Origin of the sequence: Lamprobacter sp. (assembly GCF_034860625.1) — a bacterium.
Lineage (GTDB): Bacteria > Pseudomonadota > Gammaproteobacteria > Chromatiales > Chromatiaceae > Lamprobacter.
Window position 1 is genome coordinate 18,760 of sequence record NZ_JAYESN010000053.1, and the last position, 13,087, is coordinate 31,846.

8 protein-coding genes and 2 pseudogenes are annotated in these 13,087 nt (G+C 65.6%); 2 read left to right on the forward strand and 8 right to left on the reverse strand.

The genetic code is table 11. The features are described 5' to 3' along the window. Positions 1-9: 9 nt before the first annotated feature. The 8 genes from amt to VBE63_RS14695 form a co-directional block, all read right to left on the reverse strand. Entirely contained in the window at positions 10-3,468 is a 3,459-nt protein-coding gene (gene amt, locus VBE63_RS14660) for an ammonium transporter (RefSeq protein ID WP_323683771.1), read from the reverse strand. A 76-nt stretch (positions 3,469-3,544) separates the two neighbouring features. Further along, a complete protein-coding gene (locus VBE63_RS14665; protein ID WP_323683772.1) occupies positions 3,545-3,946 on the reverse strand; it encodes a bacteriohemerythrin in 402 nt (133 codons plus the stop codon). Positions 3,947-4,109: 163 nt separating this feature from the next. Next, entirely contained in the window at positions 4,110-4,667 is a 558-nt protein-coding gene (locus tag VBE63_RS14670) for a nucleotidyltransferase family protein (protein ID WP_323683773.1), read from the reverse strand. A 130-nt stretch (positions 4,668-4,797) separates the two neighbouring features. Then, positions 4,798-5,934 (reverse strand): XdhC family protein, encoded by a 1,137-nt coding sequence (locus VBE63_RS14675; RefSeq protein ID WP_323683774.1) that lies wholly within the window; start codon positions 5,932-5,934, stop codon positions 4,798-4,800. 199 nt (positions 5,935-6,133) lie between these two features. After that, positions 6,134-8,251, reverse strand: a complete 2,118-nt coding sequence (locus tag VBE63_RS14680) for a xanthine dehydrogenase family protein molybdopterin-binding subunit (RefSeq protein WP_323683775.1) — start codon at positions 8,249-8,251, stop codon at positions 6,134-6,136. Between the two features lies 1 nt (position 8,252). After that, positions 8,253-8,717, reverse strand: coding sequence for a (2Fe-2S)-binding protein (locus VBE63_RS14685; RefSeq protein ID WP_323683776.1), 465 nt, complete (start codon positions 8,715-8,717; stop codon positions 8,253-8,255). Positions 8,718-8,904: 187 nt separating this feature from the next. Beyond that, on the reverse strand, positions 8,905-10,479 hold the full coding sequence (locus tag VBE63_RS14690) for an ATP-binding protein (RefSeq protein ID WP_323683777.1): 1,575 nt from the start codon (positions 10,477-10,479) through the stop codon (positions 8,905-8,907). 107 nt (positions 10,480-10,586) lie between these two features. Next, a complete protein-coding gene (locus VBE63_RS14695; protein ID WP_323683778.1) occupies positions 10,587-10,802 on the reverse strand; it encodes a hypothetical protein in 216 nt (71 codons plus the stop codon). A gap of 44 nt (positions 10,803-10,846) precedes the next feature. Between VBE63_RS14695 and VBE63_RS14700 the strand changes: the two are divergent. Continuing rightward, a pseudogene (locus tag VBE63_RS14700) lies at positions 10,847-11,599 on the forward strand (DUF3683 domain-containing protein); the annotation flags it as partial. Positions 11,600-11,707: 108 nt separating this feature from the next. Next, positions 11,708-13,087: pseudogene (locus VBE63_RS14705) on the forward strand (FAD-binding oxidoreductase); the annotation flags it as partial.

Here is a 13,087-nt window from a genome sequence, read left to right on the forward strand (position 1 = left end):
TCAAGAGCTTCATCGCTGATCCGGGCCTGATAGCCGTCTCTGGAGCGGTGGATACTCAGCCAGCGGGCGCGGTCGGGCCAGGTGATAGCCCTGGGCATAGTCGACACCAATCTCGCGCAGGATCTCAACCACGCGAGCATTCTCGACGAACTCAGCGGTGCTCCCGAGTCCCATCACGCCGGCAATACTGACGATGGCTTCGACCATGACCCGATGGATTGGATTGCTGTCGAGGTCGCGGATGAAGCTGCCGTCGATCTTGACCAGATCGACATCGAGATCGCTCAGATAGCCGAACGATGAGAGGCCGCTGCCGAAGTCATCGAGGGCGAAGCGGCAGCCGAGCTGCTTGACCTCGTTGATGAACCGCTTGGCCTGATCAACATTGGCCATGGTCGAGGTCTCGGTAATCTCGAAGCAGATCAGCGCCGGGTCGACCTTGTGGCGCGAGAGGGCTGCGCGGATGCGGGCCGTGTGCTTATCATTGCCCAGGGTCGCGCCGGAGAGGTTAATCGCGCAGCGCTTGATGCCATGACCGCCCTGCGCCTGATAGGCCGAAAGCCACTCCAGGCTGTGCTCGACCACCCAATAGTCGATGTCCGGCATCAGCCCATAGCGCTCGGCAGCCGGGATGAAGGCCCCTGGCGGCATCACCGCATCGCCATCGCCGGTCAAGCGCAGCAAGATCTCGAAGTGGCTGCTGACATCCTCTGGATGCCGCACCGGCGCGATGCCCTGATAGAAGAGCTGGAAGCCATCCTCGTCGAGCGCCCGCTGCAGGCGCGACACCCAGGTCATCTGCCCACGACGCAGGTTCAGCTCGCGGTCGTCGGGATCGTACAGATGCACCCGGTTGCGTCCCGAATCTTTGGCCGCGTAGCAGGCCGCATCGGCCCGACTCAGCGCATCAGCCAGGTTGCCCAGGCTGCGCGACAAGGGCACCAGTCCGACGCTAGCGCCGACTCCGAACACCTTATCTTCCCAAGGGAAACGCAGCGCATGCACACGCTCGCGAAGGGTTTCGGCGATCTCGATACCGCGCTCAACCGGACAATTGGCCAGGATCAGACCGAATTCATCGCCACCTAGGCGCGCCAGGGTGTCGGCGCTGCGTAGTCCGCGCTTGAGCAGATTGGCAATTTGGCGCAGCAGGGCGTCACCAGCGGCATGGCCGCAGACATCGTTGACGAGCTTGAACTGATCCAGATCGATGTAGCACAGCAGATGCTGGACCGGACCGTCCTCGAGCTGCTCGATCAATTCGCTGAGCCGGTGCTCGAACTCGCCACGATTGATCAGGCCCGTCAGCGCATCATGCTTGGCCTGATAGGTTAGCCGGCGCTCCATCGCCCGCTCCTGCGTCTTGTCGTGGAAGACGACGACGAGTCCCCGCAGCTGTCCATCGGCACTGCGAATCGGTGCCGCCGTATGCTGCACCACATGGACATTGCCATCGCGACAGTAGAGTAACCGCGACTTCGACTCGACCAGGGTCTCGCCCTCGCCAAGCACCCGGCGCGTGATCCAGTCACTCGGCATCTCGGTCGGCGAATTCACGACCGGAAACACGCGATACAGCGGCTGCGCTTTGGCCGCCTCCAACGGCCAACCGGTCAGCTGCGCGGCAACCGCGTTCATGTAAACCACGCGCCCGCCGCGGTCGGTGGTGATCACACCGTCAGCGATCGCCTCCAGCGTGGTCTGCGCCAGCTCTTTCTCCTCGAACAGCTGGACCTCGACTCGGCGCCGATCGCTGATGTCGCGCATCAGGCAGGTGTAGCCGTCCGGGGAGCGGGAGTCCAGGGTGATGGCCAGCTCGACAAAGACCGGCTGACCCGCCTCGCGCCGACGCAAGGCAACCTCCAGCTTGCCAGCCCTCGTCAAGGCTGCCGGATCACCACCCCAGCAGGTATCCCTGGCCTCCGTGCCGATCGCCTGACTGCTAGCGGGATCTAGGTAAACGCTCAGCGCGGTGCCAAGCGCCGCCTCGCCCGTGACCCCAAGGATCTTTTCGGCACCGGGATTCAGGCTGGTCAGCAGGCCAGCCTGAGTGAAGGTCAGGATGCCGTCGCGCAGATCGCGCACAATCGCTTGGCTGCGCGTCACGGCCTGTTCGAGCCCTTCCATCAGCCGATTATGCTGGGCAGCAATCTGCCCGACCTCAGTGAAGGGCTCGACCGGCACCCGCAAGGACAGGTTGGCCGAACGTTCCTGGCGTTTCAGTGCGGTCATCAGGTCCACCATCTCGGTCTTTGCTCCGTGCTCGGAGACGTTCAGACCGAGGCGCTCATCGCTCGCACTCACGCGCAATCGGTAAAAGCGGTTGAGCAGGCGCAACAGCAGGTACGCCAGCGGAAACGACCAGGCGCCAGCGATGACGACGCCTAATGCCTGCACAGCCAGTTGCTCGCCCAGCGAGAGTCCGGTGCCGATCAACGCCGGGGCACCAAACAGCGCGACCGCCAGCGTGCCCCAGATGCCAGCGACCAGGTGCACTGGGATGGCGCCGATCGCGTCATCGATGCGCAGACGGGCCAAGCCCTCGATGGCCAAGACCATGAACAGGCTCGCCAGGGCGCCGATGAGGATCGCCTCCCAGGTCGCGACGACATGACAGCCGGCCGTGATCGCCACCAGGCCAGCGATGACACCGTTCAAGGGTACCGCTACCTGATCCAGACCGGCGAACGCAAGCCAGCGCGTCAGCCAGCGGGCCAGCAAGTAGGCCATCACGCCGCCGGCCGCTGCGGACAGCAAGGTATTGATGATGATGCCTGGTACGGACGCATCCAGTGCCAGGGTGCTACCGCCATTAAAGCCGACCCAACCGACCAGAAAGAGCAGCACCCCCAGCATCGCCAGCGGCAGATTACTGCCCGGGATCAGCCGCGGCTCGTCGTCATCGAACCGCCCCGCGCGTGGACCAACCACCAGCAGTGCCGCGAGTGCGATCCAGCCACCGACACTGTGCACCACGGTCGAGCCCGCGAAGTCGATGAACCCCAGTTCGGCCAACCAGCCAGGCTCGCCGCCCAGTGCGCCACCCCAGACCCAGTGGCCGAAGGCCGGATAGATCAACACCACCGCGATCAGGGTGACCAGATGATAGCCATTGAAACGCATCCGCTCGGCCACCGCGCCGGAGACAATGGTCGCCGCGGTGGCGCAGAACATGAGCTGAAAGAGGAAGAAGCTGGCTTCCCAAGGGTCGCCCGCGGACAGGTCGGACACGAAACGATCGCGGCCGATCCAACCCTGCTCGGAGTCGCCGAACATCAGACCGAAGCTGATCAGGTACCAGGCCAGCACCGCGATGAGGAAATCGGAGGCGTTCTTCAGGGCAACATTGATCGCGTTCTTGCTCCGTGTCAGCCCCGATTCCAGGCACAAAAAGCCGCCCTGCATGAGCAGCACCAAGACGCTGCTCAAGAGCACCCAAAGAATGTCGATCCTAGAAATATCGTCCATGGCCCTGTGGTCGTCTCAGCTGATCGTCGGGCAATGATCCTAGAAACTGCCGCTCCCGCTCGGATACACCGCGTTGTTACATCGCCTCAGCCAGCTGAGCGCCCATGGCCATATCGGCCCCATAGATGTGCCCGGTGAGCCAGTGCTCGAGCACGGCGATCTCCTGCACCGATGGCGGGGCTCCGGCTTGCCGCAATTGCTGCTGCAGCGCCCGACCACGCGCCATGAGATCCTGATGCTCGGCCCGGTGCTCCTCGAGTCCATGATAGCCGTACTTCTCCATCAGCCGTTCCTCATGTTGGAAATGCCAGCCCGTGCAACTGATCAGCTCGTCCATGATGGCCTCGATGTACGCCTGCGGCTCAGCGTCTTCCGCGGCCTGCCCAAGCCGATTGAACAGCTCGAGCAGGCGGCGATGATCCTGGTCGATCTCCGGCACATCAATACTTAGCGTCTTATCCCACAGCAGCTCTTTCATGGCAGCATCAGGCAGCACGTTGATCCAGTTGTGGCGAGAAGCTTGACTGGCTCGGGGGCGAACGTCAATCGCCCTAGGGTGCATCGCTCGGTGGCCAACTGCGGGCGAGCAGGATTGACTCAGCTTGGCACTCGCAACTACTCAGGTTAGCACCCGCACCGGCTCAGGTTGGCGACAAGTCCTGCGGGCGATCAACATCGCGCAACACACCAGGGTCATTGCAGAGCACCTCGGTCACCGCGACCTGCCGCAGTAAACCACGCGCGCCTTGATCGCCTTGCAGGCGCTGAAGCGCCGGGCCGAAGCTGGCACTGAAGGCGACCGGATGGCCGGCAACGCCTGCATGCACCGGGCGCACCACCCGAGCCCCAGCAATCAGCGCCTCAGCCACCACGGCGATGCTGCTCGCGCTAATCCAAGGCATGTCGCCGAGCGCGATCAGCCAACCATCGGCATCGCGGCTGGCAGCGACACCACAGGCGATGCTATGCCCCATACCAGCGCTGGCGGCAGGGCAGATCATCACGTCCAACCCCTCTGCTGCCAGACGATCGGCGACCGGCCCGGGCGCGCGCACCACGGCCAACACCCGAGACAGCACTGAGCGCAGCGGACGCGCAGCGGCCACCACCATCGGTGTGCCATCTGGCAGCAGCTGCAGCCGTTTATCGGAGCCAAAACGGCGGCCTTCACCTGCGGCCAGCAACAGCCCAACCGGCATCACGCATCACCTCGCCTATCGCCGTCCTAACGGATGGCGGGATCTCATTGGCCGATAATAGCCCGAGGTCGCAGGATGTTCATGACCGCTCGTCGCGGTAGATGACGATCGGCGTCTGCGCCAAACCTGGTCAGCCAGTCGCGGCATCGCCAGCCGCGCTCAGCGGCTCGCGCTGTGCGAGTGGCGAGCCGTTGCGCACCGCGATCAGCTCGGCGATGGCAGAGACAGCGATCTCGGCCGGGGTGCGGCCACCGATGGCCAGCCCGATGGGACCGCGCAAGCGCGCCAGCCGCGCCGCCGACACCCCGAGCGTGACCAAGCGTTCACAGCGCTGGGCATGGCTGGACCGGGAGCCTAGGGCGCCGACATAGCCAGTCTCGGCGTTGAGTGCCTCCATTAACGCCAGATCATCCAGACGCGGATCATGGGCGAGGGTCATCACTGCGCTGAGCGGATCACTGGCTTGCTCGCGCACGGCATCATCCGGCATGCGGGTCTCGAGACACACTCCGGATAAGGACCAGCCGGCCGGGTCCTGGATACGTGGATCGCAGAGGATGACCTCATCGCCCAGCGCCAGCGCCATCTCCGCAACCAGGCGTGCGATGAGGCCATCGCCGATCAGCAGCAACCGCCACTGGGGACCGAAGACCCGCACCACCGCACCTTCCTCGCGCTGCAGCGCGGCCTCATCTCGGGCGGCCGGGACCAGGCTCACAGCGCCATCGGCCAAGGCGACACGACGCGCGATGCGCCGGCGCGCGGCAAGTGTCGCCAGGATCTGCTCCAGCGGCTCTGGGTCTGACAGGCATTCCACCAGCAGCTCCACGCGCCCCCCGCAGGGGAGCCCAAAGCGCTGTGCCTCTGCGGCGGTAACGCCATAGCGCAGCACCTCGGGCCGCGGCGAAGGGCCGCGCTCGCACAGATGGCGGCGAAGCGCATCCTCCAGGCAGCCACCCGAGACCGAGCCGACGCTGGAACCATCCTGCACCGCGTTGGATGGACCATCCCGCGCATCGACTGCTAACCCATGCGCCGTCTCCTCCCCCGCTTCGCCCCGCGCAATCTCCATCGCGCCCGCTTGCGCCGAATTCGGTGCGCCAGCGTGCACGCTATCCTGCACCCCGTCTTGCGCCAACGCCCAAAGCGAGCCGGCGGGCCGCGGCGAGGAGCCCCAGGTCTGCAACACCGTCACCAGATGGACACCGCAGCCGGCCCGCAGCCAACCAGCGGCGGTCTCGAGCACCGCTTGATCCGCCTGAATCATGACCGGGACATCACCACGGAGACGCTGCCGAGAAAAGCGGCATTGGCAGCGTCAGAGGCCATTCTTGCACGCGACCTAGCCACCAAGATTCGGAACTCAACCGACTGTTGGTAACGCACTGCAAGGCGGCTCGGCTGGGTGACGCGACGCAGCCAGGCAACGCCGCTGGGCAACTCAGCCGAGAAGCTCAGCCGGCGGCTCACAGCCGGATCGGTAATCGCCTGACCGGCTTACCCGTTAGGGCCAGCACCGCATTGGCGACCGCCGGGGCGATCGGCGGCGTACCCGGCTCGCCAACGCCACCCGGCGAGGCATCAGACTCGAGGATATGGACCTCAATCTCCGGCATCTCGCTGATGTTCAGGAGCGGATAATCATCGAAGTTGCCCTGCTCGACCCGGCCGTCTTTGATGCTGATCTCGCCGTTGAGGGTGGCATTCAGGCCATAGAGGATACCGCCTTCCATCTGCGCCTCGATGATCGATGGATTGACAATCTGGCCGCAGTCGATAGCGCAGACCACGCGCCTAACCTTCACCTGATCATCGGCGATCTCCACCTCCGCGACCTGGGCGCAGAAGCTGCCAAAGGACTCGGCCACGGCGATGCCACGGGCGCGTCCCTCCGGCAAGGGCTCGCCCCAACCGGCCTTCTCCGCCGCCAGCTCGAGCACCCCGAGATGGCGTGGATGCTCGGCAAGCAGTTCAAGGCGCAGCTCGAGGGGATCGCGGCCAGCGGCCCGCGCCAGCTCATCGAAGAAGGCCTCGGTGACGAAGGCGTTCTGCGAGCTACCCACCGAGCGCCAGTAGCCGACCGGCACCGGTGGATTGACCATCGCATAGGTCACCTCGAGCGCGTCGATGGCATAGGGGAGGTTCTCGGCGCCCTCGACCGAGGAGCCATCCATGCCACTCTCGCGCACCTCGCTGAAGAAACGGGCGCGGATCGAGGGTCCAGCGATCCGATGGCGCCAGGCCAGCGGCTTGCCGTCCGCGTCCAAGGCGGCGGCGAAACGGTTGAGGGTGGCTGGCCGGTAGTAATCGTGGCGAATATCGTCCTCACGACTCCAGATCACCTTGACCGGACGCCCGGACTGCTTGGCCAGCGTCACCGCGTCGCGCACGAAGTCTTGCTCTGAGCGACGACCGAAGCCGCCACCCAAGAACAGGGTGTGGACTCGCACCTTTTCGCGCGGCAGGCCGGTGATCTCCATGCCGGTCTTCTGGGTGCGGGTCTGGGCTTGGGTGCCGACCCAAATGTCGCAGCCGTCGTCGCTCACCTCGGCGACACAGCTCATCGGCTCCATGCAGGCATGGGCGAGATAGGGCACCTCATAGGTGGCTTCGAGGGTCTTGGCGGCGTCCTTCAGGGCCGTATCCACATCGCCCTCAGCACGGACGCTCTTGCCGTTATCGACCGCCTGTTCGAACAGGCGGCTGATTTCCGCGCTGGAGAGGTCGCCATGACCGGCGAAGTCCCAGTCGATCGTCAGTTGCTTGCGCGCCTGCTCGGCGGGCCACCAGGTCTCGGCGAGCACGGCCACGGCATCCTCATGCAGTGGCACCACATCCACCACGCCCTTGATCTGACGCGCCGACTCGGCATCGAAGCCCTTGCGCGTGCCGCCGAAAACCGGGCAGCGCTGCACCACGGCGTTGAGCATGTTCGGGCGCTGGATGTCCTGAGCGAACAGGGCGCGACCATTGCACTTCTGCGGTGTATCCAGGCGCTTTTGCGAGGTGCCCAGTAGGTTGAACTCATCCGGCTCCTTCAGGAACACCGCCTCCGGCACCGACTGCTTGGCGGCGTCGCTGGCCAGCTCGCCATAGCCGAGACGGCGACCGCTGGCCTCGTGGATGATCTCGCCTTGCTTGGCCACGCAGGTGCTCTCACTCACACCCCAGCGTTGTGCCGCGGCAGCCAACAACATCATCCGTGCGGCGGCACCGGCCTCGCGCACCGGCGTCCAGTAGCCGCGCACGGCGGTGCTGCCGCCAGTGAGCTGCTGCCCGATGATCGGGTTGGTGTAGGCGGCGTCAGCGGGGGCAAATTCGGCCTGGATGCGGGACCAGTCCGCCTCCAGCTCCTCGGCCAGCAGCATCGGGATGGCGGTCATCACGCCTTGGCCCATCTCCGAGCTGCCGACGACTGCAGTGATGGTGCCGTCCGGATCGATGCGCACCCAGGCGTTGGGCGCGAAGGCATCCTCGGCCACCGGCGCGGTGCGCGCCTCGGCGGCGGGGATCTGGAAGCCGATCAGCAGGCCGCCGCCGGTGAGGGCGCTCGCCTGCAGGAAACCGCGTCTTGTGATACCCATCTCAGACCTCCTCGGTGCCGGTCTCGGCGGCCCGTCTGATCGCGGCGCGCACGCGGTTGTAGGTGCCGCAGCGGCACAGGATACCGCTCATCGCTTGGTCGATATCGGCATCGTTGGGCGTCGGGTTCTCTGCCAGCAGCGAGGCCGCCGCCATGATCTGGCCGGATTGGCAGAAGCCGCATTGCGGCACGTCCAAGTCGATCCAAGCCTGCTGCACCGGATGCTCGGCATCCGTCGATAGTCCCTCGATGGTGGTGACCTCACGGCCTTCCACTGCGGAGACCGGGGTCACGCAGGAGCGCGTGGCAACACCGTCGAGATGCACGGTACAGGCGCCACACTGGGCGATACCGCAGCCGAACTTCGTGCCGGTCAGCCCGAGATGGTCGCGCAGCACCCAGAGCAGAGGTGTCTGCGGGTCCACATCAAGCGCCTGCTCCTGGCCATTGACCGTCAATTGGATCATATAGATCACCTCGCCTGTTGAAGCCACCGCCGACGAGGGTCGGCATTCGGTGGCTGATCGAGTTTCTTAAGAACAGGTTAGGGAGGCATGGTGCGATCGTCAACGCTCGGGTGCCCTCGGCGATCCTGGTCTCGACGCAGGCTCAACGCTTCGGCTTACATCGAGGAAGGTGCGCTGGCGGCGCTCCTCAAGCCCGCACCAGCCGCACCGCTCGCCCGCTGGAGGTTTGGGTGTCCTGACTACTCAAACGCTCGGCCAGCGGCGGGATGCCGGAGCGGCGGTCGAAGATCACCAACCAGCCGCTGTCCAGTCCCAAGCCGGCGAGATACTCATCGAGTTGCGTCAGTCCCTTGCTGAGCGGATCAGGCGCGCCGGGGCGCCAGACTTTCAGCTCCATGCCCAGGGTCAGGCGCCCGTATCTCAGGCACAGATCCATGCGCCCGCGCCCGATGGCATATTCCCGCTCCAGGCTGCCGCCGCCGTTGACCACCCGTTGCAAGAAGGCCATCAGCACCAGATGCGGCGCGATCTCGTGATAGGGCGCGCTGCCGAGCAGCGCCTCGCCATGTTGACGCCAGAAGGCGAGGAAGGCCGCGAACAGCGCCTCGGGGTCGAGTTCGCCGCTGGCGGTCAGCCAGGTGGGGCGGATCTGTGGCATGGCATCGCTCGGCCCGCTGGCCAGGGTGCGCGGCAGCACCTCGCGATAGATGGGATTGGCCACGGCGAGACTGCCGCCATTGACCCGCCGCAACAGGCCGAGATCAATCAGATAATCGCGCTCATCGGCGGGGATCTCGCCGAGCGGATTGCCCGCCAGCATCGGCTCGATAATGCGTCGCACCCGGGGCTCGCGCAGCTTGTCGGCGAGCTGATCAAGATGGGTGACGCGGCGCAGGATCAAATGTTCCTTCGCTTGGTCGATCAGGTTGGCATCAATGGGTTCGGCGCGATCGCGTCCAGCGGGCAGCTCGAAACAGCACTCATAGGCCAGGGCATTGACCAGCCAAGGCTGCCCCAGGGTCAGGGTCCAGACCCGCGCCAATGCCTCGGGAGTGAAGACCTGCCCGGTTTCCTGGGTGTGCTCGGCGAGCAGTCTGTTGACCTCTTCGGCATTAAAGTCATCCAGCCGCAGGGATTTAGCCTTGATGTTAAAGGCGCTGCCGCCGCTGATGGGTTCGTCCTCGGAGCTGGCGTGGATGCGATAGTCGCGCAGATCGCGCACGCCGCACAGCACGATGGTGCTGGGAAAGGAGCGGGGGCGCTGGCGATAGCCGGCGCGCAATTGGCGCAGCAGCGAGATGAGAGTGTCGCCGACCAGGGCATCGACCTCGTCGAGAAACAGCACCAGCGGACGCTCGCTGCGCTCGCACCATTGGGTGAGAAATTCGCGCAGGGCGCGGGTGGGGGCATTGCGCGCCAGCACCTCATCCGCCAGTTCCGCCAGGCCCTGTTCGCCAGTGTCCGCGCGCGCTTCATCGGCGATGGTCTGCACGATGTCGGTCATCGCCAGCACGAGATTCTCGCGCGCCGCCTGGGCGGTTTCGAGATTGGCATAGACCGCCAGATACTGTCCCTCGCGGTTGAGCCGTTCCATCAGCGCCAGCAGGCAAGAGGTCTTGCCGGTCTGGCGCGGGGCGTGGAGCAAGAAGTATTTTTGCTGCTCGACCATCCGCAGCACTGCGTCCAGATCCCAGCGTTGGAGCGGCGGCAGCACATAGTGCATCTCTGGGCGCACCGGGCCTTCGGTGTTGAAAAAGCGCATGGCGGTGTCTCCCTGCGGTGATCGGGCGGGCTGGATGCCGGGATGCTCTGGCCCGTCAGTTTATCGCCATCGCAGCTGATCGTCAGATACCTGAATCCAACAGGCCATCAGTACCAGCTGGGGCGCAATCTGCCATGCGGCAGACCAGGACGATACAGGCTGCGCGGCTCCATCAGGGCGCATGCGACATCGGTGCCGCAGATTGAGGATGGGCTCGCCTGAGTGGCCTTAACCCGCGCCAACACGCGGTTGTTCTGCCCGATGTCATCGCCGGTGACCCGCCCGGCTGCGATAAGATCGACGGTATCTACAAGCAGTGCCATGACCCTTCATGCTCGATCCAGACCGCCCACAGCCAGAAACGCTCCTGTCGCCAAACGCGGCCCCTAAACGCCCCGAGCCCGCTGACAGCCCGAGCGCAGCGCCGCGCATTCGCGAGATCCCCTACAACTACACCTCGTTCTCGGACCGCGAGATCGTGATCCGCTTTCTCGGCCTGGAGAACTGGCAGCGCATCGAGCAACTGCGTGGCTCGCGGCGCACTGGACGCTCGGCGCGGATGCTGTTCGAGGTCTTGGGCGATATGTGGGTGGTGACCCGCAACCCCTATCTGCAAGACGATCTGCTCGAAGACCCTAAACGCCGCCGGTTGCTGCTCGATGCGCTGCGGCATCGGCTCGAACAGTTCGAGGCACGCCTGAACGATAACGCCGAGGCTGCGGTGCTGCTGAGCGCGGCGCGTGACGCCATCGCCCGCTTCGACGCCCAGCTCGATGCCGACCGCGCGCTGCGCCAACGCCTGCGCAAGCGGCTCAGCGGCATCACCCGCAAGGACAACATCGACTTCGGCGGACTGGCGCGGGTCTCGCACGCGACCGACGCCACCGACTGGCGCGTCGAGATGCCGTTCGTGGTCATCCTGCCGGATACTGAAGAAGAGGTCGCGCCGATCGTCGCCGCCTGCATCGACTGCGGGCTGTCGCTGATCCCGCGCGGCGGCGGCACCGGCTACACCGGCTCGGCGGTGCCGCTGTCGCCGCGCTCGGCGGTGATCAACACTGAAAAGCTTGAGAGCCTCTCCGGTGTCGAGTACCTGGTATTGCCCGGCTCAAGGTCCGGCGCGGATCTCAGCACAGATGCCAGCACGGATCTCGGCACAGAGTCCAGCACAGCATCCGGCAAAGCGTCTGGCACAGGCGCCAGCAACGGTCCCGGCTCCGCGGGGCTGGTGCCGACGGTGCGCTGTGGCGCCGGCGTGGTCACTCGCCGGGTCGCCGATCTCGCCGACGCCAATGGCCTCGCCTTCGCCGTCGATCCGACCTCGCAGGACGCCTCCTGCATCGGCGGCAATGTCGCCATGAACGCCGGTGGCAAGAAGGCCGTGCTCTGGGGCACCGCGATCGACAACCTCGCCTCCTGGCGCATGGTGACCCCGGATGCCGATTGGCTCGAGGTCGAGCGCGTCGATCACAACCTCGGCAAGCTTCAGGACACCGAGGTCGCGCGCTTTCGCATCAGCCGCTTCGCCGCCAACGGCACCACGCCCAAGGGCGAGCCCGAGCTGCTCGAGATCCCGACCGCGCTGATGCGCAAGCCGGGGCTCGGCAAGGACGTCACCGACAAGGCCCTCGGCGGCTTGCCTGGCGTGCAGAAGGAGGGCTGCGATGGCCTCATCACCTCGGCGCGTTTCATCCTGCACCGCATGCCCGAGCATGTGCGCACGGTCTGCCTGGAGTTCTTCGGCACCGATCTCAATCGCGCCGTGCCGGCCATCGTCGAGATCAAGGACTTCGTCGACGCGCGCGCCGATGTGCAGATCGCCGGCCTCGAGCATCTCGACGAGCGCTACGTGCGTGCGGTGCGCTACTCGACCAAGGCCGCGCGCCGTGAGCTGCCGAAGATGGTGCTGGTTGCCGATCTGGTGTCCGACGACGAGGCTGCGGTGGCCGCGGTCGCCGATGCGGTGGTCGAGCTGGCCAAGGCGCGTGATGGCGAGGGCTTCATCGCCATCAGCCCTGAGGCGCGCAAGCGCTTCTGGCTCGACCGCGCGCGCACCGCCGCCATCTCGCGCCACACCAACGCCTTCAAGATCAACGAGGACGTGGTCATCCCGCTACCGCGACTGGCCGAGTACAGCCGCGAGATCGAACGCCTGAATATCGAGCAGTCGATCAAGAACAAGGACGCCATCATGGCGGCCCTGCTCGACTACCTGAACGGCCCGCTGCGCGAGGCGCTGCCGGCCGGCGAGTATCAACGCTCCGATGAGGCACTGGCGATCCTTGAGGCCAAGTGCGCCGCCGCCCGCGATGCGGTGCGCGCCGCCCGCCAGCGCTGGCAGCAGATCCTTGAGCGCCTGGATCAGCCTGCCGCTGAGCAGACCGTCTTGCTGCGCGACCCGGAGCGCGCGCTGATCCGCGACGGCGATACCTTGCTCGAGATGATGCTGCGCCGCGATCTGCGCCAGACCTATCGCAAGGAGGTCGGCAACCGGCTCGCCGAGATCTTCGCCGGTCAGGATCTCACCGGGGTGCGCGAGCGCCTGGCCGAGATCCATCGCCAGGAACGCAGCGCGCGGTTGTTCGTCGCGCTCCACATGCACGCCGGT